The sequence below is a fragment of the Kiloniella sp. genome (assembly GCF_048270245.1).
In the GTDB taxonomy this organism is placed as follows: Bacteria; Pseudomonadota; Alphaproteobacteria; order Kiloniellales; family Kiloniellaceae; genus Kiloniella.
Genome location: NZ_JBLWTH010000004.1, coordinates 216,025 through 238,237, shown reverse-complemented (window position 1 = coordinate 238,237; position 22,213 = coordinate 216,025). Strand labels below are relative to the sequence as shown.

Genomic DNA, 22,213 nt, shown 5'->3' with positions numbered 1-22,213 from the left:
TTTCTTTTCTAAGGCCCTAGTTGTGGTCTTAAAAGAAGACATTTCGTGGGGGAAGCAGGGAAGTGTCATCTACTATCTGGATCGCAATCTGTAGCTTTTTAGCTCTGATCATACTTGCTCTTGGCTTTGTTGTCTGGCGATACAGAAAGATGCTTGCTTTGCGTCAGTATGCTTTTGCTGCTGTACCCAGACCAAGACAGATTGTGGATCCCAAAGGAAAGTGCCTTTTCGCAAATCCAGCGTTTGAAGATTTTTTTGGCGGTGATCTTAGGGCCGTGCCTGATTTGATTCTCGAAGAGAGTAATGGAGATGAAGAAATCGGGCGCAAGCTGGCTACTCTGGAGCTTAATGCCAAGAATGGTGTTTCAGGGCATGTCGAGATTGAAATACCGGGGGTTAGACCTGAACACAACGATGTTCAATGGCGTCATGTAGCTGCTTATCCTTTACCAAACCGACCGGGGTATGTGTTCTGGTTCGTTGACGATATTACGATGCGCCGTCAAATGGAAAAGGTCATTAATGACCAGCAACAACGTTTTGTCGACCTTTTGGAAAATGCGCCAATTGGTTTTTTCTCTGTAGATGCGGATGGTTCGTTTCTGTTTGCCAACCAGACCTTGACCGATTGGTTGGGGTATTCATCATCTGAACTGGAAAGCGGGCAAATCAAGCTTCATGATATTGTTGCTGATGCTACTTTAGACGAGGTTCCTGCCTATCATCCCTTTGAGGATGTGGAGAGCCGATCCGGAGAAGTTTTCCTTAGAACAGTAGATGGGGAAAAGCGTATTCTTGCAGCGATCAGTCAGCATATTGCGGAAGGTAGTGGGGATAAGGGCTTTAGAACAAGGTCCGTTGTACGGAATTTGACGCTTGAGCGAGAGATGGCCACGGCGCTGGAGCAATCAGAAAAGCGGTTCCGCAAGTTCTTTAATGAGGCCCCAGTTGGTATCGTTTTGTTGAATGAACGCGGCGTTATTACAGAAAGCAATCGGGCTTTCCAAGAGTTTCTAGCGACAACAGAGGACGTCAAAGGAAAGCCACTTCTTTCTTTGATTGGGGAAGAGGAAAGAGAGAGTGTTCGAGAGGCGTTGGTTTCTGCAACGACTTATGAACGTAAGGCTATGGAAGTGCACCTTACGGGAAATTCCGATACTGTTTGTAATATGAATGTTACGCATGTGGATGAAAATTCCGGACTACCAAGCGGGTATATTCTGAATTTTACAGATACGACTGAGCAACGCAGCCTGGAAGCTCAGTTCGCACAATCACAAAAAATGCAGGCTGTTGGCCAACTGGCTGGTGGCATTGCGCATGATTTTAACAATCTGCTAACGGCTATGATTGGTTTTTCTGACTTATTGCTTTTGCGTCATCGTCCGGGTGATCAATCATTTGCAGATATTATGCAGATTAAACAAAACGCCAATCGGGCGGCAAACCTTGTTCGTCAGTTACTGGCTTTTTCTCGTCAACAAACGCTTCAGCCCAGACGTTTGAATGTAACGGATATTATTGCTGAACTTGCGCATCTATTGCGTCGCCTTATTGGTGAAACCATTGAACTACGCATCACACATGGACGTGATTTGGGGGATGTGAAGGCTGATCAGGGACAATTAGAGCAGGTTATCATTAACCTTGCTGTGAATGCGCGTGATGCAATGGATCAGGGGGGGGTGTTGGAAATTATTACATCAAATGTGATGGTTGATGCCCCTTATAAAGTTAAAGGCGAGGAAATTCCGCCCGGTGATTATGTTCTGGTGAAGGTACAAGATACCGGACACGGTATTCCGACTGAAATTATTGACCGTATTTTCGACCCCTTCTTTTCAACAAAAGAAGTTGGGGCTGGGACCGGGCTGGGACTGTCCACTGTCTATGGTATTGTGAAGCAGTCGGGTGGTTTTGTTTTTGTTGATTCAACAGCTGATCAGGGAACGGTTTTTTCTTTACTGCTGCCGCATTTCCAAGAAGATGCGCAAGATCAGGAAGAACTTGTTGCTGAAATACCAAAAGCACAGGATTTGACCGGGCGGGGTAATATTCTGTTGGTCGAAGATGAAGATGCTGTGAGGTCCTTTAGTGCGCGGGCATTAGAGAACAAAGGTTATAAAGTACTTGAGGCGAATTCGGGTGAAGCAGCACTTGAGATTCTTCAGCAAGACGGGGAAACCATTGATCTGGTCATAACAGATGTTGTGATGCCAAAGATGGATGGACCTACGCTAATCAAGACGCTTTATAAAACGCATCCGGATTTAAAAGTTATCTTCATTTCCGGCTATACGGAAGATTCCTTTCGTAAGTCGTTGGATGTAGATTCTGCTATTGAATTTTTACCCAAGCCCTTTAGCTTGAAACAGTTAGCTTCTAAAGTTAAGGATGTTCTTGCCACGCAATAACTGTGTATTACGGTTTTTATGCTGGATATATATACTTAGACAGCAATAGTTATGTCAGCTTAACTACAGTGGATAAGCTCTTTTACATAAGAATGTTCCCTTAATGTTCTTTTTTGTTGCTTGACGGGAACAAAGGGGGTACATTGTTCTCGTTGCAGCAAGTGTGAGCCTGTGGGATAAGGGAGGCAACGATGGCACAAAACGTCTTACAGTTAGTGGAGAATAGCACGGTGGACAAACAAAAGGCATTAGATGCAGCCCTGGGACAGATTGAACGCGCTTTTGGTAAAGGCTCGATCATGAAATTGGGCGAGGGGACGGCAGTTGAGGCCGAAGTTATTTCCACGGGATCGTTGGGATTGGACATTGGTCTAGGCATAGGTGGCTTGCCACGCGGGCGTATTGTCGAAATTTACGGACCGGAGTCATCCGGTAAAACAACCCTAGCCCTGCATGTTGTTGCTGAAGCACAAAAAGCTGGTGGCACCTGTGCTTTTATTGATGCAGAACATGCTCTTGATCCTGCCTATGCCAATAAGCTTGGTGTCGACGTAAGCGAGTTGCTGATTTCTCAACCTGATGCCGGTGAACAAGCGTTGGAAATTACGGATACATTGGTACGTTCTGGCGCATTGGATGTGCTGGTTGTGGATTCCGTAGCTGCCTTGGTTCCTAAAGCTGAACTCGAAGGGGATATGGGCGACTCTCTTCCTGGTTTGCAAGCACGCTTGATGAGTCAGGCGATGCGTAAATTGACAAGCTCCATTTCCAAGTCCCGTACGCTGGTGATTTTTATTAACCAGATCCGTATGAAAATCGGGGTGATGTTTGGTAATCCGGAAACGACAACAGGCGGTAACGCACTTAAGTTCTATTCTTCCGTTCGTTTGGATATTCGCCGTATTGGTGCGATTAAAGATCGTGAAAATATTACCGGTAACCAAACTCGGGTGAAGGTTGTTAAAAATAAAATGGCCCCTCCATTCCGTGTGGTTGAGTTTGACATTATGTATGGTGAAGGTATTTCCAAAACTGGTGAAATGCTTGATCTCGGTGTTCAAGCCGGCGTTGTTGAAAAGGCCGGTGCTTGGTTCTCTTGTGATGGACAGCGCATTGGGCAAGGGCGTGAGAATGCTAAAAAATTCCTGACGGAAAATCCGGAAGTTGCGAAAAAAATCGAGACTGCTGTACGTAAAAATGCAGGGATTGTGGCAAACGCCATGCTCGAAGGAAAAGAAGAAGACGAAACCGAAGACGCTTAACTCTCTTTAGTTTTGAAAACAAAAAAGGAGCCTACTGTTGGCTCCTTTTTCTTTTGGAGTATCGTCCAAATTATGGGTTGGTAACCCGTCCAAAAGCCTTTGTGAAGCCTTTTAATGAGAAGGGGATCGCAATTTTCTTTTTGACAGCATCAAAAAAGACAATCCGTCCTTCATTTTGGCTTTTAAATGTATTTAGAAGTTCATTATCAATTTGTATTTCAGACTGGCAGCCTGTTCTTAAGCAACGGATAAAAGGATATTGCCTTTTTAGCTGTGGCCCAACCTCTAAAGAAAAACCTTCTGGCAGGCGAATGCCTAATGGTAAGGTTAGAATAAGAGTGGTGATTCCAGCTGTATTATTGTCAGGTCGTCCAACAGCAAGATTCAGCACAGGGCTAGGGTTATCGCCGAGTGTTACATTATGAACGATGTAACACGTAAGGGGCTCATTTACCGTACAATGCGCGGCCCAGTTCCCAAAACGTTCGGTTGACCGTTGTGGAGCCTGTTGTTGGGCTGTGGCAGTGGAAGATGTTGCTATGAGAAACAGGCAACAGCTGACAACAGTTTTGAAAATATTTCCGGTATTTATGAAGGCCATGGTTTTTAGATTACCAGTTTACTAAATTAATGGTCGTGAATGTTGATTCACAAGATATGTGCTCTAGCTATATCGAATAATCATGGAAAATTAAAGGCAAGTTATAATAGAGGGTTGTGTGAAGGTTGGGGCGGGTAAATCATGATGCTGTAAGCGAAGTCTAGACAGAGCCTTGGCAGCACGTTAAAACCGCAGATAAGATTTTCCGTATTCTGTTATGAAAAGAATGCGTCCTGTCCAAGTTTTAGGGTAAGTGATTAAAATGATTACCGGCAATGAGATCCGTAGGGTCTTTCTCGACTATTTTGCAAAACATGGTCATCAAACAGTTGAATCTTCGCCACTGGTGCCGCGAAATGATCCGACGTTGATGTTTACCAACGCAGGTATGGTGCAATTTAAAAATGTCTTTACCGGTAATGAGACACGTCCCTATAGCCGTGCGGCAACCTCGCAGAAATGTGTGCGTGCAGGCGGTAAACACAATGACCTCGAAAACGTAGGCTATACCGCAAGGCACCACACCTTCTTTGAAATGATGGGGAACTTTTCCTTTGGGGATTACTTCAAGGATGTGGCTATTGAACATGCGTGGAACTTGATCACAAAAGAATATGGTGTTCCGGAAGAGAAGTTGTTGGTCACGGTTTATTCCGAAGATGAAGAAGCTGCGGCTCTCTGGCGTAAAATTGCGGGCCTGAGCGATGATCGTATTATCCGGATCTCGACAAGTGACAACTTCTGGTCGATGGGTCCTACAGGACCTTGCGGACCGTGTTCAGAAATTTTCTACGATCATGGCGATCACATTTTTGGTGGCCCTCCGGGTAGCCCCGATGAAGATGGTGACAGATTTATTGAAATCTGGAATCTCGTGTTTATGCAATATGAACAGATTGATGCACAGACACGGGTCGATCTGCCTAAGCCGTCAATTGATACCGGGATGGGGCTAGAGCGTATTACAGCTGTTCTTCAAGGCAAACACGATAACTACGATGTTGATTTACTTCGCACTATCATCGAAGCGTCAGCGCATGAAACTGGTGTCGATGCGGACGGGGATCATGCCGTTTCTCATCGGGTTATTGCCGACCACCTTCGCTCGACGGCGTTTCTGATTGCTGATGGGGTTTTGCCATCTAACGAAGGACGTGGCTATGTTCTGCGTCGTATTATGCGCCGTGCCATGCGCCATGTGCACAAAATTGGTGTTAAAGATCCGGCGATCTACAAATTGGTTCCGTCTTTGGTTGGGATGATGGGGACTGCTTTCCCTGAATTGACTCGTGCAGAAGCTCTCATCACAGAAACGCTTAAGCTAGAAGAAAATCGGTTCGGTCAAACTCTGGATCGCGGCATGAAATTACTGTCAGCTGAAACGGACAAGTTAGGTGACAAGGGTACGCTTGATGGTGAAGTTGCCTTTAAGCTCTACGATACCTATGGCTTTCCGCTTGATTTGACTCAGGATGTTTTGCGTGGACAGGGGCAAGCCGTTGATACCGAAGGTTTCAATGCGGCCATGGAGCAACAGCGTGCTGCTGCACGTAAGGCTTGGAGTGGTTCCGGCGATGCTGCGACAGAAAAAGTCTGGTTTGAAATACAAGAACGTGTCGGGGGAACAGAGTTCCTTGGGTACGATACAGAGACAGCTGAAGGCCAAGTTCTCACAATCCTAAAAGATGGTGCCGAAGTTTCTACTGCAAAGACTGGTGATCAGGTGATGGTTATCACAAACCAGACACCGTTCTATGGTGAAAGTGGTGGGCAACAAGGGGATCACGGCCTGTTGTTCTCTGCCGAAGGTGCGGAAGTTACGATCAGTGATACACAGAAAAAGCTGGGCAATCTATTTATTCATATCGGTGAAGTGACCCGTGGTGAAATCTCGGTGGATCTTGCACTGGAAATGAAGGTAGATGTGTCTCGTCGTTCTGCCCTGCGTGCTCATCACTCTGCGACACACCTGTTACACGAAGCTCTTCGCCGACGTTTGGGGACACACGTAACGCAAAAAGGATCCTTGGTGGCAAAAGAACGTCTTCGTTTTGATATTAGCCAACCAAAGCCTTTGAACCCAGATGATATTACGGCTGTTGAACGCGAAGTGAATGATTACATTCGTCGTAACGATCCGGTTATTACCCGTCTGATGACCCCGGATGAGGCAATCAAAGAAGGGGCGATGGCTCTCTTTGGCGAGAAGTACGGTGAAGAAGTCCGCGTAGTTTCAATGGGTGGTTCAGATAGTTCGACTGGAAGTGGGTACTACTCAACAGAGCTGTGTGGTGGTACGCATGTCAGAAGAACCGGAGATATCGGTTTCTTTAAAATCGTGTCCGAAGCGGCGCTTGCTTCTGGTGTTCGTCGTATTGAGGCGGTGACAGGTCAGGCTGCACTGGAATATGTATCCGCACAGGAAACCCAACTGGCTGCTGCTGCGGCGGCAATGAAGGCCTCACCTGCTGAATTGGAAGCACGTGTAACATCGCTTTTGGAAGAAAGAAAGCGGCTGGAGCGTGATTTGACCGATGCACGTCGTAAGCTTGCCGCGGGTGGCGGTGGTGGCGCATCAGGTGATGCCGAATTCAAGGATGTAAACGGCATCAAAGTTGCTGCTCGGGTTCTAGAAGGTGTTTTGCCAAAAGACCTTAAACCAACGGCAGATGAGTTGAAGAAACAAATCGGTACTGGCGTTATTGTTCTGATAGCAGATACTGATGGTAAGGCCTCTATTGTTGTTGCCGTGACGGATGATCTCACCGACAAGGTTTCTGCGGTTGATTTGGTTCGTGCTGGTTCTGCGGCTCTTGGCGGCAAAGGCGGGGGCGGTCGCCCCGATATGGCGCAAGCCGGTGGTCCAGACGCTTCGAAAGCTCAAGATGCGATACAGGCAATCGAAACCTTGCTTGGTTGATTAGTGTTTTGCTCAAGATAAAAAGCTCCGCAGTTATGAAGGCTGCGGAGCTTTTTTTATGTCTCTAGGTGTTTTGTTCGTAGCAAATCTATCAAGCTTATTTTTTACCATTGGCAAGTTTTAGGGCGTCAGGATGCTGACGTAATTTTGCCATAGCCCAAACGCCGAGGAACGGTCCAATGGCTAAGGGAGCAAAGGCATAGGTCCAACTTAGAAGATCAACGGCATAGGGCATCAAATGAATGGTGATTAGGGTGAGTGTAAACCCTAATGATGTTTGTAGTGTCAGCATTGTGCCTACGATCTCAGGCGGGGATAATTCCGCGACTGATGCTGAAAACTGAGCTGAATCCGCAATGATGCTGATACCCCATAGAACACAGAGCAATGTCAGCCATACGGGCGAAGCACCGAACAGAAGGCCAACTGTTAGAGCGCAGATACCGCTAATTAACATCGCTATAATGGTTAATGTGGTCCGTCCGAGCTTATCTGCAAGGTAACCTGTTGCCAAACAACCGATAGCGCCTGCTGCCATTGTGGCAAAGGTTGCCAGCTTGGCAAGATTGTGGGCAATGGTATTTTCCATCGTCAGCGAAAAGCTGGCGGTTAGGAATATCCCGATCCAAGCCCACATTGCATACAGTTCCCACATATGCCCTAGATAACCAAGGTTTGCCAGACGAACTGATTTGATATTCCAAGCAGAGAAAATATGCCGTGGATGAAATTTGGGTGCTTTAGTATACGCAGGGCCCATTTTGAACAAAAGTATGCCAATGGCCGCGGCTATAGCACAGGCAGAAGCCATTGCGATGGTAAAGCGCCAGTCAATACCACCAATTGCATTAAATAGATGAGGAGAGGCTGATCCAAGGGTCAGGGCGCCGACCAAAAGGCCGACAAGAAGGCCCATATCGCCTTTTGCCCAGGTTGCGGCCATCCGCATGCCTACGGGATAAATTCCAGCCATACAAACCCCAGTGATAAAACGAAGGAGCGGCACAATTGCGTGGGTAGGTTCTATGGCCAGTAGCAAAGCATTTGCCAAGGCTGCAATGATTGCAGAGCCTAGGAAAAAAAATTTAGGCGGTAATCGATCGGCCAAGCCAAAGAGGGCAGAAGACAGGCTACCTACTACAAACCCAACCTGAACAGCAGATGTAAAAAGTGCTTGTTGGAAAGACGTGAGGCTATATTCCTCTACTAATGAGGGGAGGACAGCGGATGCCGAAAACCAGAGTGCCATAGCTGCAACCTGACAAAGGGCAAGTATCGTTAGGGAAAACCATTTATCAGAAGTGCTTGTCATGTGTCTCTGGTAGGGTAAGAAGATTGATATTTACAAGGTATTGAGCTGATCGCAATTTGTCGAACAGGAACTTTGTTTTGAAATCACGATCTTGTGTTGAGATCAAGTTATTATAAGGTATTTGTAATGTTACAAGATCTGATTTCTTATTCACGATATGAATCACCTATTGGCCAGATTCTATCATTTTATAACGATAATATCCTTTGCCTCCTAGATTTCACGGATTGTCAGGATCGTTGGGGGAAGCTTTTGAAGAGACGCTTTCCAAACTTGTTGTTGGAAGAAGTTTCAGGGCTGTCTGATTTGGATATGCGGCTGGATGATTATTTTTCTAAATCACCAACAGCTTTCGATGACTTGGCCATGGATACAGGCGGGACAGACTTTCAGAAACAAGTATGGGCTGCGTTATGCAAAGTCCCCTTTGGATCAAAGGAGACCTATAGCTCTATGGCGTCTATAATTGGCAAACCCAAAGCCGTCCGTGCCATGGCAGCTGCGAATGCTTTAAATCCAATTTCTATTGTTATTCCCTGTCACCGCATTGTTGGGAAAGATGGATCGCTGACGGGGTATGGGGGCGGGTTAAAACGTAAAAAATCGTTATTGCTACACGAACAGCTTTGATATCTTGGTGATACTAAACGATATGCAGCAGACGTCATAAAGGCCGCATGTAGCGGCCTTTATTGGTTCGTCTAACCTTTTCTAAAGTTACGCCTTAGCTTTAACATCAGAAATAATATGTAAATCGCGTTGTGGGAACGGGATAGAGATGCCTTCTTTGTCGAAGGCTTCTTTTATTGCTCGGCGATTGTCACTTAACGCAGGCCAATAGTCTCCGCTGTCTGTCCAGTATCTGATATTCAGATCGACAGAACTTTCACCCAAACCGCTGATGATAACCTGTGCAGCTGGATCTTTGTGAACGCGTCCATCGCCAGAAAGTACAGCTAAAGCGATTTTCTCTGCTTTTGCGATATCGTCACCGTAACCAATGCCGATTGCCATGTCTGTACGACGCTTGCTGTTTCTGCTGTAGTTGGTCACAGTTGCAGACCAGAGCTTAGAATTAGGTACAGAAAGGTACAATCCGTCAACTGTGGTCATATGTGTGATGAACAGACTGATTTCTTCTACCGTTCCAGAAATACCATCGGCATCAACAAATTCACCAACTTTCAGAGGGCGAAGGAAAAGCAGCATAAAGCCCGCGGCGATGTTTTGCATTGTTCCTTGCAGAGCCAGACCGATTGCCAGGCCTGCGGCACCAAGAACAGCAATAATGCTAGTAGTTTCAACACCAAAACGGGCCAAAACTGCAATCAAGACAAAGACCATGATTGTATAGCGAATGATCTTCACGATGACTGGTTTCAGGGTTGCATCAACTTTCCCTGATTTAGTGAGAAGTTTGTCTGTATATTTTGCGACACGTCCCGCGACAAAAATACCAACAATGAGTATAGCTAGTGCGGCAAGGATTTCGAGTGAAAAATCCAGTGCAGTTTGTGTAAGTTGCTCAATGAGCTGTGTGTATTCTTCGGTGATTGTCACAACCAAAGTTCCTCTTTCTAAGATTACAGGCTGTCCCCCGGATAAACCCTCATTGGACAAAACCCCCGCTGTGGATAATACAGCGAGGGTTAAAAAAAATCACCTAGTAAAAATACCAACCTTCGACAGGGGAAGAATATCCTTCTAGGTATCGGGAAATTTATCAGATATCGGCAAGTACTTTGACGGATAACATACGATCAGGATCATCAACAGCACCACTGCCCGGAGCGCCTTTTTTGATACCATCAACCAGTTCCATACCATCGGTTACACGGCCCCAGACTGTATACTGGCCGTTAAGTGACGGGGCACTGTCAAACATGATGAAGAACTGGCTGTCGCCAGAATGTGGATTCTGCGCGCGGGCCATGCCTACGACACCACGTTCAAATGGTTCTTGTGTAAATTCTGCGCGCAGCTTTTTGCCTGAGCCGCTTGTACCTGTTCCGGTTGGATCACCTGTTTGAGCCATGAAGCCGTCAATAACACGGTGGAATACGATGCCATCGTAAAAGCCTTCGCGTGCAAGTTCTTTTATACGAGCAACGTGTGTTGGGGCTAGATCGGGAAGCATTTCGATGGTTACTTTACCCGTTTCAAGTTCGATAACGAGAGTGTTTTCCAGATCTGGTGTTGTTTCTTCTGTCATGGCTTAGGCCTTAAATAAGTGTGATAAACTAACAGCAAAATAGGTATTTGAGAGTACTTTTGCAAGGTAGCATCTTTATGGGGATAGGAATTCAAAAAGAGAAGAGGAGTTCATACTTCTCCTCGAAAATAAAAAGCGCTGTATCCATTGGGATTACAGCGCTTTTTTTGAGTTTTCTGGGCGGGTAGCTACTGAATGTCAGCAAGTACCTTTACAGAAATCATTTTGTCTGGGTTGCTAACTTTACCGCTGCCCTGGGCACCTTTTTTGATCGTGTCGACATGTTCCATACCCTGTATGACTTTACCCCATACAGTGTATTTTCCATCAAGCGACGGCGTTCTTTTGAACATGATAAAGAACTGACTGTCCCCAGAATTTTCGCTTTGGGAACGTGCCATGCCGACGGTACCACGAACATAAGGTTCACGAGAAAATTCAGCATTTAGTTTTTTACCAGATCCACCCGTACCAAGACCTTTAGGGTCACCGGTTTGTGCCATAAATCCTGCGATTACCCGATGGAATACAATGCCGTCATAAAAGCCCTCGCGTGTCAGCTCCTTGATTCTCGCCACATGGTTTGGGGCAAGGTTGGGAAGCATCTCGATGAAGACGTTACCGGTTTTAAGTTCTATTACCAGCGTGTTTTCAGGATCTGCAGCCTGTGAAGTTGTTGACGCAAAGGTCAATGCAAGAAGGCCAGCAAGTAAATTACGTAGGATTTTTGGCATATTTGTTAGCTCATTGCTTTCTGTAGATTAGTATCGATCGCATCCAAGAATTGATCTGTTGTCAGCCAATCTTGATTAGGGCTGATCAGAAGCGCAAGATCTTTTGTCATCTTTCCAGATTCAACTGTGTCGATGCAAACTTTTTCAAGTGTTTCTGCAAACTCAACGACTTCCGGTGTTTCGTCAAATTGTCCACGGAATTTCAAGCCGCGAGACCATGCGAAAATAGAAGCGATTGGGTTTGTCGATGTGTCTTTGCCTTGCTGATGCAGACGATAGTGGCGTGTCACTGTACCATGCGCTGCTTCAGCTTCTACGGTCTGTCCATCTGGTGTCATCAAAACTGATGTCATTAGGCCAAGAGAACCAAAACCTTGTGCAACAGTATCAGACTGAACATCGCCGTCATAGTTTTTACAAGCCCATACAAAACCACCAGACCATTTCATGGCTGCTGCAACCATGTCATCAATCAAACGGTGTTCATAGGAAATACCTTTTGCTGCAAACTTATCAGCAAATTCTTTTTGGTAAACTTCTTCGAACAGATCTTTAAAGCGACCGTCGTAAGCTTTCAGAATGGTATTTTTTGTCGACAGGTATACAGGCCAGCCAAGATCAAGGCCGTAGTTCATGCAAGCACGGGCAAAACCGCGGATGGATTCATCCAGGTTGTACATGCCCATTGCGACACCAGCTTCCGGAAACTCAAAGATTTCACGGGTAATTGGCTCACCACCGTCTTCTGGTTGGAAGGTCATGGTCAGTTTACCTGCGCCAGGAACAAGGAAGTCAGTTGCTTTATACTGATCACCAAACGCGTGACGTCCAATAACAATTGGTTGTGTCCAGCCTGGGACCAAGCGTGGAACATTTTCCATGATAATTGGCTGACGGAAAACAGTACCACCAAGAATGTTACGAATGGTTCCGTTTGGCGAACGCCACATTTTTTTCAGGTCGAATTCTTCAACACGTGCTTCATCAGGTGTGATTGTTGCACACTTAACACCTACGCGATGCTCTTTGATGGCATTGGCGGCATCAACAGTGATCTGGTCGTCGGTCTCATCACGACTTTCGATGGAAAGATCAAAGTATTTCAGATCAACATCAAGATAAGGAAGAATGAACTTTTGTTTGATTTTTTCCCAGATGATCCGTGTCATCTCATCGCCATCGAGTTCGACGATTGGATTTTTAACCTTAATTTTGGACATGTTCGCCTCCTTGTTTGTCGGCTTGTTTCGTATAATTTGGGGAACTCACAGAGGAAAATAACAGTCTTTCGCTGCAGTGCAAGATAACTCGGAATAACAATTCATATCAAAGTTGCTTGATATCTGTTTCAATATTGCTCTCTGGCATACTTTTTAGTTGGGTGAATACTTCTTCTATGTTGTTGACAACACTATATATATCAGCAGGATTTTGCCTTAGATAACCTGCAGAGATTTGATGCCTGATTAGGTCCAAAAGCGGGGTCCAAAAATTTTCCAAATTGACAATGATTAAAGGCTTGTCATGCATGCCAAGCTGTTTCCAGGTCGCAATTTCGAAAAATTCATCCAGAGTTCCCAAACCGCCAGGCAGTATACAGAAGGCATCCGAGCGTTCGAACATTGCCATTTTACGAGTATGCATGGAATCAACAACGATCAATTCATTTACGTCTTTATGTGCAACTTCCAATTTATCCAGATATTCAGGTATTATCCCCGTTACGGTGCCATTATGAGCCAAAGCGCCATCAGCGACCCGCCCCATTGACCCGACACGTCCGCCACCATAGACAATTTCAATACCATTTTCTGCTGCCAGGCGACCTAGCTGATGGGCTTTTGCAAGATGTTCGTCGCTTACAAGGTTAGATGAACCGCAATAAACACAGATGGACTTAATGTTGGTCATTTATAAATTCCTTTTCTTATTATTTTTGTGCAGAGTTGCAAAACGGCACGTTGATAACAGGGGTGGCCCCTCTTCGACGTGCCGATGTCCTTATTATATCTTTAGTTTGAACAATGGCAATCATCTGGAAAAAGCAGACGAAGAAGCGTTCTGGTACTTTTTGTTGTCTAAAAAATGTCATAGCTCTTGTTCTTTTCCCATAAGGACTTAACCTAGAGTTAGAAGAATGTTAGTCTGCGGGGAAATTTCCCACCTGCTTTGACTATAGAATAATATCAGTCAAGATAGAGATCTTAGGAGGCATCTTTGAGCCGTACCCTCATTGTTTCATTCGTAGCCGTTGTCGTTCTGTTAGTGGGCAGCGTCTCGATTTGGTATGTCTTGGGTGATGATCCTGATTCTACAGTGGTCGTGGATAGTACGAGTACTTCAAAGGGGGCTCCTAAAAAGATTGTAAATAAACTTTCTGGGGAACCGAGTACTTCCGAGCCAGTAGCGCCCGAAAATGACGTTCCAACAAGTGATACAGAGCAAGGGATTGAGTCTGAGATTTCTTCATCTGAAGACACAGATGAGAGCCAAAAGGCTGAAGAATCTGATACAGAAATAGAAACTGATGTTTCCGAGACACAACCTTCTGATGAGGAACAATCAGCGGCAGTAATTGTTGACCCGTCTTTGTCTTTTGATGTGATCAGGGTTGAAAAGACGGGGGATACTGTTCTCGCTGGCAGGGCGCCCGCGGGGAGCGATGTACGCATTGTCGATGGAACAACCTTACTTGGAAGTGTACAGGCGGATGAAAATGGTCAGTGGGCCTATGTTCTAGAAATACCGCTCGCACCGGGGGCCCATGAACTAGGTTTACAGGTTAATAATGAAGAAGAGGGTGTAAAACTCAAATCTGCTGAAGTCGCGATTGTTGATGTTCCTGTCGGAGATAAATCCGCGCTTGCTGTTCTTGTGCCTGAAGAAAAGGGCGGGGTATCAAAAGTGATTCAACTTCCCGAGAAGGTCGAAGACGAAGGTATCAAAGATGGAGATTTGGCGCTGGATAGCGTTGATTATGACGATGCGGGTCAAACTGTTATCGGCGGGACATCACAGCCAGGACAAAAGGTTGTTGGTTATTTAAACAACGAATTTGTGGGGCAGGGCGTTACAGATGAAGAAGGGCGTTGGACTGTAGAAGCAGAAAAGAATGTTCAAGAAGGATTACATCAACTCCGAATTGATCAGGTTGATGGCGAAGGAAAAGTGATCGCACGTGTCGAAATACCCTTCTCGCGATCGGGTAAAGTTGAATCCCTTCCCGATGAACGAGTTGTAACTGTTCAACCGGGTAATAGTTTGTGGCGTATTTCACGTGCTATTTACGGAGAGGGTGCGCGTTATGCTGTTATCTTTGATCGAAATCAGGATCAGATCAGAAACCCGGATTTGATTTACCCAGGGCAAATTTTTATCCTTCCCAAAGAAAATTAAGTCATAATTCGACGTAAAATTGAGAGATTTTCGGAAAATACCTTACATTGGACCTCGTAATACAGTATTACAGCCCAAATGTTATACGTAGCTCATACTTCGAATACAGAGCTACGTCACTTATTGTTAGAATATTGAATGGAGACGGCAGTGCTGAAGCACATTCTAGTGCCTATTAATAAAGCTGGTTGGCCTTTTGTCGGCGGCGCACTTGCGCTAAGTGTTGGATTTGCTTTGATATGGAAGCCTTTGGCAATAGTCGGGCTAATCATCGCAGCATTCTGTACTTATTTTTTCCGAGACCCGGAAAGACAGACACCAGTTCGTGAAGGCCTTGTTGTCAGTCCTGCTGATGGGCACGTAAGTGCGGTTGAAACGGCAGTTCCTCCCGCTGAATTGAATATGGGGACCGAGCCACGAATGCGTGTTTCTGTTTTCCTCAGTGTTTTTGATGTGCACGTTAACCGTGTTCCGACTGCGGGTAAAATTACAGAGCTGGCCTATCATCATGGTGCTTTCCTTAACGCAGCACTTGATAAAGCTTCCGAGCTTAATGAGCGCATGTCCGTCAAAATGGAAACCAATGACGGTAAAGAGATCGCGTTTGTACAGATCGCTGGTCTGATCGCGCGCCGTATTATCTGTAATCTGACGTTGGAACAAGAAGTTAAAACGGGGGAACGGTTTGGTCTGATCCGTTTTGGCAGTCGTACAGATATTTACCTACCAGACGGCGTTGCGCCGCTTGTTTCTGTTGGGCAGCAAATGATTGGTGGCGAAACTGTGATTGCCGATCTTTTGTCTGATGAAACACAACGTGAAACAGAGGTACGCTAATGTCTGGTCTCAAGCGTCGTCGTCGACTTCATGGATTTTCTGTAAATCGCCTGATACCAAACGCCATTACTTTGATGGCACTTTGTTCGGGTTTATCTGCGATCCGTGCGGCGCTTGAGGGGAACTGGAAACTGGCTGTTATCGGTATCGTTGTTGCAATGATACTTGATGGTCTGGACGGCCCCGTTGCCCGCTTGATGAAGGGAACAAGTGAATTTGGTGCACAGCTTGATTCACTTGCCGACTTTGTCAATTTTGGTGTTGTTCCTTCGTTGGTTATTTATCTATGGGCAATGGATGGTACAGGTGGACTTGCTTGGGCTGTTTCTCTTTTCTTTGCTGTCTGTTGTGGTATGCGGTTAGCCCGGTTTAACACCAGTTTGCTGGATGAAAATCCCCCTCCATGGGCATCCAAGTTTTTTACAGGTATTCCTGCCCCTTGTGGCGCAGGGCTTGTGCTTATTCCTGTTGTCCTGTCATTCGAACTGGGCGATGATATCTTTCGCTCGTCTGTTCTGAATGGTGTGATGCTGGTTGCTGTGGGCGCACTTTTTGTCAGTACGATTCCGACCTATTCATCCAAACGTATTCGCATCCCAAGACGGTATGTTGGTCTTGTTCTACTGGGCTTTGCTGTTTGTATTATGTTCTTATACAGCACGCCTTGGGTTTTCCTGAGTGTTGCGGGTATTGGGTATCTGGTTTCTATCATTCTGGCCCAGTTTTCTTATCAGGCAACCCGTAAGAAAATGTTGGCTCAGGAAGAAAAAGATTCCGAGGATGAGAAAACGTCAACTGACGATACAACTTCTGAAAAAGAATAAGTTTCAGGCGCGTTATGTTTGATGCTTGGATGAGAACGAAAATTGATCCTCCCCTTGATAAAATAGGGGAGGTTTTGTCACGTTCAGGGCTGGGCGCTAATCAAATAACCTGGATTGGCTTTGTTGGGGGGATGCTCGTCGTCCCTGCGCTTGCCACGGAATCTTACTATCTGGCTATAATAGCGATTGCTTTTAACAGGCTTTGTGACGGTCTGGACGGTGCCGTTGCGAGAAAACAGGGTATCACCGATCTGGGGGGGTACCTTGATATCACTCTCGATTTTATTTTCTATTCGGCTGTTGTTTTTGGTTTTGCCTTGGCGATGCCTGAAGAAAATGGACTGGCGGCGGCATTCCTTATTTTCTCATTTATGGGAACCGGGGCGTCGTTTTTATCTTTTGCAATCGTTGCCGCTAAGAAAAATATTTCCACTGATATCCGCGGAAAAAAAAGCATTTATTATCTCGGCGGTTTGACCGAGGGGACTGAGACCATTCTGCTTTTTCTCGCTCTATGTCTCTGGCCGGATAAGTTTGTTTTATTGGCTTGGACCTTTGGTGCTTTATGCTGGCTGACGACTAGCTTCAGAATACACGCAGCTCTTAGTCTTTTTGACGATTAATTCAAAAAGCCGAATCAAAAAAGCCAGTAACAAGTACCGGCTTTTTTGATGGAAAAATATCGACCTATTCTATTCGGCTGGTATCGCCTTTTCATCGTCTGAGTTTTCTGGTTCAGATGGTGTGTCATCCTTTTTAAACCTTTCTTTAAGTCGGTTTACAAGGTTTCGGCTGTTTACCCGGACCATCAAAGAGCAGGGGGTGATCACAAGCGTGAGAATAGTCGCAAAACAAAGGCCGAATGCAATTGCTGTGGCTAGTTGGGTCCACCATTGTGTAGAGGGGGCACCGACTTGAACCGTTCTGTTGATCAGATCAATGTTGGTCGCGAGAACCATCGGCATTAGACCAAGAATAGTTGTGATTGTTGTTAACATTACGGGGCGGAGGCGCTGTGCACCTGTACGGATAATCGCTTCTTTCTGATCTTTGAATTTAGTCGAAACATAATCAAAGGTATCTATGAGAACGATATTGTTATTCACGACAATACCTGCCAGTGCGATCACGCCAATACCTGACATGACAATGCCAAAGGGTTGATCGGTGATTAGTAGACCGATTAAAACGCCGATTGTTGACATGATCACAGCTGACAGAATGAGGAACGCACTGTAGAAGCTGTTGAACTGGGTTACCAGAATGATCGCGATCATAAAAAGGGCAACCCCAAAAGCTTTTACCAGAAAATCCTGAGATTCTTGTTGATCTTCGTTTTCTCCCTTGAACTGAATTGTTACCCGGGGATCAAGTTCTTGCGACGACATCCATTCGGTCAATTCCTTGACCTTATCATCTGCAAGAACACCAGGTGCAATATCGGATTTTACCGTTGCAACCCGCTGACTATCCACACGGTTGATAACACCGACTTTTGGTGCAGCTGTCCGCGTAATGAAATTGGATATAGGGATCAAGCCAGCATTGGTTTGTATTTTGATTTGATCTAGATGCTCAATGTTCCGGTTGCTTCGGGGAAGACGAACGACCAAATCAATTTCTTCATCACTATCATCCGGGCGATAACTACCAAGTTTCATTCCATTCGTAATCATTCGGATGTAGCTACCTATCAAGGCAATGTCTGCGCCGAATTTTGCAGCCTGTGCACGGTCAACATCAATGCGCCATTCGATACCGGGGACTGGCAGGCCATCTTCGATATCGACAAAGCCATTCGCTTCTCTTAAATGGTGAGCAACTTTATTGGCCCAGGGGTAAACGAGACTAGGTTCGCTTGACGCTATTTCTATCTGAATTGGCTTTCCGGACGATGGTCCTTTGTCTTCTTTTCTTGGCTCTACAGAAATACCGCCTAAAATGGCTGTTCGTTCGCGAATTTCTGCAAGGATTTCATCTGCCGATCGTCGGTTGAACCAATCGGTAAATTCCATCTGGATATTACCAATTACGTCTTCGGGCTGGTTACTGCTTGTTGAACTCTCTGCATTGGTGCTGACATAAATATTATGTAGCTCATGTCTTTCGTTCTGAAGATCAAGCACAATTTGTTCAACCTGTCTGACAAGGTGATCGCGTTCATCAATGGACATGTTACCCTGGGCACGGACCTGAAGAACGGCATTATCTGGTTCAATATCCGGGAAGAATTCGACACCTTTGCCAAAGCTGCTGTAGAGCATGATGACCCCGATCAGTGAGGCAAAAGTCAGTGTTGCAATAGTGCCCGGAATTTTCAGGACCAAATGCATCAGTTTGATATAAAGACCTGTAAAACCAGTTACCGCATTTAAATCACCAGTTTCTGATGCCGCCAGATTTTCCATAGACTTTTTATCGGCGGCACCGCCGGCCTTCCCAATTAATCCACCAATTGTTGGAACGACAATCAGTGCCATAACCAAGGAAGCACTTAGGGTTGCGATGAGGGTTATGGGCATGAATTTCATAAACTCGCCCATTATGCCGGGCCAGAAAATAAGAGGAGCAAAAGCTGCTAGGGTGGTGGCCGTTGATGCTATGATCGGCCATGCCATGCGCAGGCTTGCTTGTTTGTATGCCTCTTTTCTCGGTAATCCTTCGCTCATTTTGCGATCTGCAAATTCAGTCACAACGATAGCGCCATCAACCAGCATGCCAACCGATAGAATCAAACTAAATAGCACGACAACATTGACTGTTAATCCTGCGGCATGAAGGATCATGATCGATGCAAGAAAAGATCCTGGTATGGCGATCCCAACAAGTATGGAAGATCTGAATCCCAAAGCGGCGACAACAACGATCATAACAAGAATAATTGCAGAGAGAACGTTGTTTTGCAGATCCTGTAACATGGTACGGATACCAGTTGATTGGTCTTGGCTGTAGGAAACGTCAATAGATTTAGGCCACAAGGTTTGTTGTTGACTGACAACTGCGCGGACCTGTTCGATTGTTTCGATAATATTTGTGCCTGTTCGCTTTGATATTTCCATGGTCAAAGCGGGCTTGTTGTTGACCCGGGCGTACTCTGTTGTGTCTTTAAATGTTTTCCGAAGAATGCCGATATCTTTGACCCTAACAACAGCATCGCCATTGACTTTTACAGGCATATTTAAAATATCCGTAGTGTCCTCGAACAGGCCGGGGACCTGAATGGCGAAACGCCCTTGGCCTGTATCCAAAGACCCTGCTGCAACAACAAGGTTGGATTTTCCCACGGCCGTGATAATATCATTGGCGTCAAGATTGTAGCTTTCCAGTACAAGGGGATCTACGACAATTTCGATTAATTCATCTCTATCACCAACCAACTTGGCTTCGAGAACATTTGGAATGGATTCCAATTTGTCTTGTAGGTTTTTGGCTATGGCAAGCAATGCTCTCTCTGGAACGTCACCGGACAAATTGACAACCAAGATGGGGAACAGACTGAGGTTAACCTCGTGCACAGATGGCTCATCTGCATCATCGGGGAGTTCTGCTTTGGCAATGTCGACCTTTTCTCTGACATCCGTTAGCGCAAGGTCAATATCTGAACCAGCTTCGAATTCCATGACGACATTACCGCCGCCAAGAAAAGAGCTAGATCGCATTTCTTTCACACCCTCAATACTGCGAAGCTCTTTTTCCATCGGCTTCAGTAGCAGGCGTTCAGCATCAACCGGAGAGATTCCTTCGTGATGCATACTGACGTAGATGATTGGAATGGTGATGTCCGGGTTATCTTCTTTCGGTATTGTGACGTAAGATACTGCGCCGGCTATAAGAACGAGGATTAGTCCCAGTATTACTGTACGCGAGCGTCCGAGAGCACCAGAAATGATATCGGTCATGACTGTTCTGCTCCAAGTGCCGTCTCTTGGTCTTGTTTTATTGAAGTTGTTGGTTTCAGTTCTTTGAGAGTGTCAGCATCAATTGCTTTTACTTCCTGACCATCCTTGATCAATTCTTGGCCAATCACCACAAAGGTAACGTCCTTAGGAAGGCCGCCAAGCCACAAGCCATTCGTTGTGTTCTCAAGAATACTGGCTTCTCTGAATTCTATAATATTATTGGGGCCTAGTGTTTTTACACCAATTGCGCCGTCGGAATTGATAGTCAGGATACCTGGCGATACTTTGTGGGCTTGCATGCTGTTGAGGGTGAGTACAGTTTCTGCTGTAATGCCATCTGAAATTTTGAATTCAGGATTGGGGACGGCGACTTCGATGCGAAAAGTTCGGGTCGTTGCATCAGCCATCGAAGCAATATACTTAACTTTACCTTCGATAATTTGCCCTGTGATCAAACGTACCTTGGCCGTGTGTCCGACAGATATAAAGGGCACAAGTCTCTCACTGACGTCTGAGACCACAAGTATTGTTGATAGGTCAACAATTGTACCAATCGTATCGCCTACATCGACGTACTCACCAATTTCCACTGTGCGATTATTCAAGACACCCGTAAAGGGGGCAGGTATAAGTGTGTTTGAAAGATCGACCTGTGCACGTCTTAATTCAGCTTGTGCTGATTCCAGTGATGCTTTACTGGCAGCAAGTTTTGTTTCTGCTTTAAAACCTTTTTGAGAGAGACGCTTTGCGGCTTTGTATTCAATAGCACGTTGTTCTTGCAAAGCTTTGAATTCCTGCACTTTAGCAGAACGTTCATTGACGTCTAGCTTAGCAACAAGCTTTCCTGCTTCGATCGTATCACCTTTGTTGACAGCCAGGTCGATGATCTTCCCACTTGCTTCGCTTTTTATTTCGACAGTCCGAAGGGCTTCGGTTCTGCCGCGCACTGTCAAATAACGCGTGTAGGGGACTGCTGTTTGGCTTTGGACGCGTACGGAAGGTATTTTTGCGTCGACAGAGAGATTAACCGGGGGCTTTTTGATCTCGGGTTGTCCTGCTTCACCCGTTTCAGAACTATCAGATAGCTGACCGGACATAACCCAGCCAGCCGTTCCAACGGCGAGAATGAATGCGAGTAAATAGGAAACTTTCATGATATGTGCCTGTTGGTTTCTATCTGAGTGCGATTTGTATCTGGGGCAGAAGAGGTATGAATTGTATTTTGAGATCGAAGTTCAGCGATAAAACGTTCTTTGTTCTCTTCTAAATAAGCGAGAGAATTTTGATAAACGGTCAATCCTAAACCGTGGCAAAGTCGTCGCCCGGTTGGTAGAGCTGCGGGATCACATTTTGTCATGCGCTCTATGATTTCCTGATAAAAAGAAATCCTCTGGTCCACGAGTTTTATAACCTGTGGTAAAGGGAGAAGTTCTGCGAAATATAAAACGAAGAAAAAATCAGACGTAAATTTGTCTGGTGTGGGTGGCGTCAGAAGACTTGTAATAAGAGAGTCTTCGCCACTTTGTGTCAGCTTGTACACCTTTTTGTCCGGTCTTTTTTCCTGAGCCATTTGAGTACATTCAACGAGACCTTCAGAAGAAAGGCGTCCAAGGGCAGGGTAGATAGAACCAAAACTTGCATCCTGAAAGTGGCTAAAAGCTCCTTCTTGGAAAGCTTTCTTGATTTCATATCCACTTGCTTCCCCTTGGTACAAGACCGCAAGGCATAGTGTTCTGACATCCATACTGAAAATTTACCTTAGCTTGTTTTCTGCTTCTAAAGTGAATTAAAGACTCGCTTTT

18 protein-coding genes are annotated in these 22,213 nt (G+C 45.6%); 8 read left to right on the top strand and 10 right to left on the bottom strand.

Annotation, left to right across the window (positions count from 1 at the left end; translation table 11 throughout):
• Nucleotides 1-62 precede the first annotated feature (62 nt).
• A complete protein-coding gene (locus tag ACN0W5_RS11350; protein ID WP_417454225.1) occupies nt 63-2,414 on the top strand; it encodes a PAS domain S-box protein in 2,352 nt (783 codons plus the stop codon).
• A 191-nt stretch (nt 2,415-2,605) separates the two neighbouring features.
• On the top strand, nt 2,606-3,676 hold the full coding sequence (gene recA / locus ACN0W5_RS11345; protein ID WP_417454224.1) for a recombinase RecA: 1,071 nt from the start codon (nt 2,606-2,608) through the stop codon (nt 3,674-3,676).
• Between the two features lie 70 nt (nt 3,677-3,746).
• Here recA and ACN0W5_RS11340 read toward each other — a convergent pair whose 3' ends face one another.
• Complete coding sequence (locus tag ACN0W5_RS11340; RefSeq protein ID WP_417454223.1) at nt 3,747-4,277, bottom strand: invasion associated locus B family protein; 531 nt, start codon at nt 4,275-4,277, stop codon at nt 3,747-3,749.
• Nucleotides 4,278-4,539: 262 nt separating this feature from the next.
• Here ACN0W5_RS11340 and alaS point away from each other — a divergent pair, with 262 nt between their 5' ends.
• Nucleotides 4,540-7,197 (top strand): alanine--tRNA ligase, encoded by a 2,658-nt coding sequence (alaS, locus tag ACN0W5_RS11335; protein WP_417454222.1) that lies wholly within the window; start codon nt 4,540-4,542, stop codon nt 7,195-7,197.
• A 97-nt stretch (nt 7,198-7,294) separates the two neighbouring features.
• Here alaS and ACN0W5_RS11330 read toward each other — a convergent pair whose 3' ends face one another.
• Nucleotides 7,295-8,509 carry an MFS transporter gene (locus ACN0W5_RS11330; protein ID WP_417454221.1) on the bottom strand — a complete coding sequence of 405 codons (1,215 nt, stop codon included), beginning with the start codon at nt 8,507-8,509 and terminating at the stop codon, nt 7,295-7,297.
• A 126-nt stretch (nt 8,510-8,635) separates the two neighbouring features.
• Here ACN0W5_RS11330 and ACN0W5_RS11325 point away from each other — a divergent pair, with 126 nt between their 5' ends.
• On the top strand, nt 8,636-9,139 hold the full coding sequence (locus tag ACN0W5_RS11325) for a methylated-DNA--[protein]-cysteine S-methyltransferase (RefSeq protein ID WP_417454220.1): 504 nt from the start codon (nt 8,636-8,638) through the stop codon (nt 9,137-9,139).
• 87 nt (nt 9,140-9,226) lie between these two features.
• Here ACN0W5_RS11325 and ACN0W5_RS11320 read toward each other — a convergent pair whose 3' ends face one another.
• From ACN0W5_RS11320 to ACN0W5_RS11300, 5 genes are all read right to left on the bottom strand, one after another.
• Nucleotides 9,227-10,069 (bottom strand): mechanosensitive ion channel family protein, encoded by an 843-nt coding sequence (locus ACN0W5_RS11320; protein WP_417454219.1) that lies wholly within the window; start codon nt 10,067-10,069, stop codon nt 9,227-9,229.
• Nucleotides 10,070-10,232: 163 nt separating this feature from the next.
• Nucleotides 10,233-10,721, bottom strand: coding sequence for a peptidylprolyl isomerase (locus ACN0W5_RS11315; RefSeq protein ID WP_299374020.1), 489 nt, complete (start codon nt 10,719-10,721; stop codon nt 10,233-10,235).
• Nucleotides 10,722-10,909: 188 nt separating this feature from the next.
• Complete coding sequence (locus ACN0W5_RS11310) at nt 10,910-11,455, bottom strand: peptidylprolyl isomerase (protein WP_299374023.1); 546 nt, start codon at nt 11,453-11,455, stop codon at nt 10,910-10,912.
• Between the two features lie 5 nt (nt 11,456-11,460).
• Entirely contained in the window at nt 11,461-12,675 is a 1,215-nt protein-coding gene (locus tag ACN0W5_RS11305) for an NADP-dependent isocitrate dehydrogenase (RefSeq protein ID WP_417454218.1), read from the bottom strand.
• Between the two features lie 106 nt (nt 12,676-12,781).
• Nucleotides 12,782-13,366 (bottom strand): TIGR00730 family Rossman fold protein, encoded by a 585-nt coding sequence (locus ACN0W5_RS11300; protein WP_417454217.1) that lies wholly within the window; start codon nt 13,364-13,366, stop codon nt 12,782-12,784.
• 306 nt (nt 13,367-13,672) lie between these two features.
• Between ACN0W5_RS11300 and ACN0W5_RS11295 the strand changes: the two genes are divergently transcribed.
• The 4 genes from ACN0W5_RS11295 to ACN0W5_RS11280 all read left to right on the top strand — a co-directional run bounded on the left by ACN0W5_RS11295 (nt 13,673) and on the right by ACN0W5_RS11280 (nt 17,135).
• Nucleotides 13,673-14,851 carry a LysM peptidoglycan-binding domain-containing protein gene (locus ACN0W5_RS11295; protein WP_417454216.1) on the top strand — a complete coding sequence of 393 codons (1,179 nt, stop codon included), beginning with the start codon at nt 13,673-13,675 and terminating at the stop codon, nt 14,849-14,851.
• A gap of 138 nt (nt 14,852-14,989) precedes the next feature.
• Nucleotides 14,990-15,688: a phosphatidylserine decarboxylase gene (locus ACN0W5_RS11290; RefSeq protein WP_417454215.1), complete on the top strand. Its 699-nt coding sequence runs from the start codon at nt 14,990-14,992 to the stop codon at nt 15,686-15,688.
• The gene (locus tag ACN0W5_RS11285; RefSeq protein WP_417430047.1) at nt 15,688-16,512 is read left to right on the top strand and encodes a CDP-alcohol phosphatidyltransferase family protein; all 825 of its coding nucleotides are present in this window, start codon (nt 15,688-15,690) and stop codon (nt 16,510-16,512) included. Before ACN0W5_RS11290 ends, ACN0W5_RS11285 begins: the two co-directional genes overlap by 1 nt.
• 74 nt (nt 16,513-16,586) lie before the next feature.
• Nucleotides 16,587-17,135 (top strand): CDP-alcohol phosphatidyltransferase family protein, encoded by a 549-nt coding sequence (locus ACN0W5_RS11280; protein ID WP_417454214.1) that lies wholly within the window; start codon nt 16,587-16,589, stop codon nt 17,133-17,135.
• A 69-nt stretch (nt 17,136-17,204) separates the two neighbouring features.
• Here ACN0W5_RS11280 and ACN0W5_RS11275 read toward each other — a convergent pair whose 3' ends face one another.
• From ACN0W5_RS11275 to ACN0W5_RS11265, 3 genes are read right to left on the bottom strand one after another with little or no spacing between them, the layout of a single operon-like run.
• Nucleotides 17,205-20,411, bottom strand: coding sequence for an efflux RND transporter permease subunit (locus ACN0W5_RS11275; protein ID WP_417454213.1), 3,207 nt, complete (start codon nt 20,409-20,411; stop codon nt 17,205-17,207).
• Complete coding sequence (locus ACN0W5_RS11270; RefSeq protein WP_417454212.1) at nt 20,408-21,565, bottom strand: efflux RND transporter periplasmic adaptor subunit; 1,158 nt, start codon at nt 21,563-21,565, stop codon at nt 20,408-20,410. The genes ACN0W5_RS11275 and ACN0W5_RS11270 overlap by 4 nt, the downstream gene beginning before the upstream one ends.
• The gene (locus tag ACN0W5_RS11265) at nt 21,562-22,155 is read right to left on the bottom strand and encodes a PadR family transcriptional regulator (RefSeq protein WP_417454211.1); all 594 of its coding nucleotides are present in this window, start codon (nt 22,153-22,155) and stop codon (nt 21,562-21,564) included. Before ACN0W5_RS11265 ends, ACN0W5_RS11270 begins: the two co-directional genes overlap by 4 nt.
• Between the last annotated feature and the right edge of the window lie 58 nt (nt 22,156-22,213).

Bases quoted from the DNA above. Each gene is read 5' to 3' on its own strand.
- alaS (WP_417454222.1), top strand. From the start codon at position 4,540: ATGATTACCGGCAATGAGATCCGTAGGGTCTTTCTCGACTATTTTGCA.
- ACN0W5_RS11305 (WP_417454218.1), bottom strand. From the start codon at position 12,675: ATGTCCAAAATTAAGGTTAAAAATCCAATCGTCGAACTCGATGGCGAT.
- ACN0W5_RS11285 (WP_417430047.1), top strand. From the start codon at position 15,688: ATGTCTGGTCTCAAGCGTCGTCGTCGACTTCATGGATTTTCTGTAAAT.
- ACN0W5_RS11300 (WP_417454217.1), bottom strand. From the start codon at position 13,366: ATGACCAACATTAAGTCCATCTGTGTTTATTGCGGTTCATCTAACCTT.
- ACN0W5_RS11340 (WP_417454223.1), bottom strand. From the start codon at position 4,277: ATGGCCTTCATAAATACCGGAAATATTTTCAAAACTGTTGTCAGCTGT.
- ACN0W5_RS11290 (WP_417454215.1), top strand. From the start codon at position 14,990: ATGGAGACGGCAGTGCTGAAGCACATTCTAGTGCCTATTAATAAAGCT.
- ACN0W5_RS11310 (WP_299374023.1), bottom strand. From the start codon at position 11,455: ATGCCAAAAATCCTACGTAATTTACTTGCTGGCCTTCTTGCATTGACC.
- ACN0W5_RS11325 (WP_417454220.1), top strand. From the start codon at position 8,636: ATGTTACAAGATCTGATTTCTTATTCACGATATGAATCACCTATTGGC.
- ACN0W5_RS11315 (WP_299374020.1), bottom strand. From the start codon at position 10,721: ATGACAGAAGAAACAACACCAGATCTGGAAAACACTCTCGTTATCGAA.
- ACN0W5_RS11265 (WP_417454211.1), bottom strand. From the start codon at position 22,155: ATGGATGTCAGAACACTATGCCTTGCGGTCTTGTACCAAGGGGAAGCA.
- ACN0W5_RS11275 (WP_417454213.1), bottom strand. From the start codon at position 20,411: ATGACCGATATCATTTCTGGTGCTCTCGGACGCTCGCGTACAGTAATA.
- recA (WP_417454224.1), top strand. From the start codon at position 2,606: ATGGCACAAAACGTCTTACAGTTAGTGGAGAATAGCACGGTGGACAAA.
- ACN0W5_RS11330 (WP_417454221.1), bottom strand. From the start codon at position 8,509: ATGACAAGCACTTCTGATAAATGGTTTTCCCTAACGATACTTGCCCTT.
- ACN0W5_RS11270 (WP_417454212.1), bottom strand. From the start codon at position 21,565: ATGAAAGTTTCCTATTTACTCGCATTCATTCTCGCCGTTGGAACGGCT.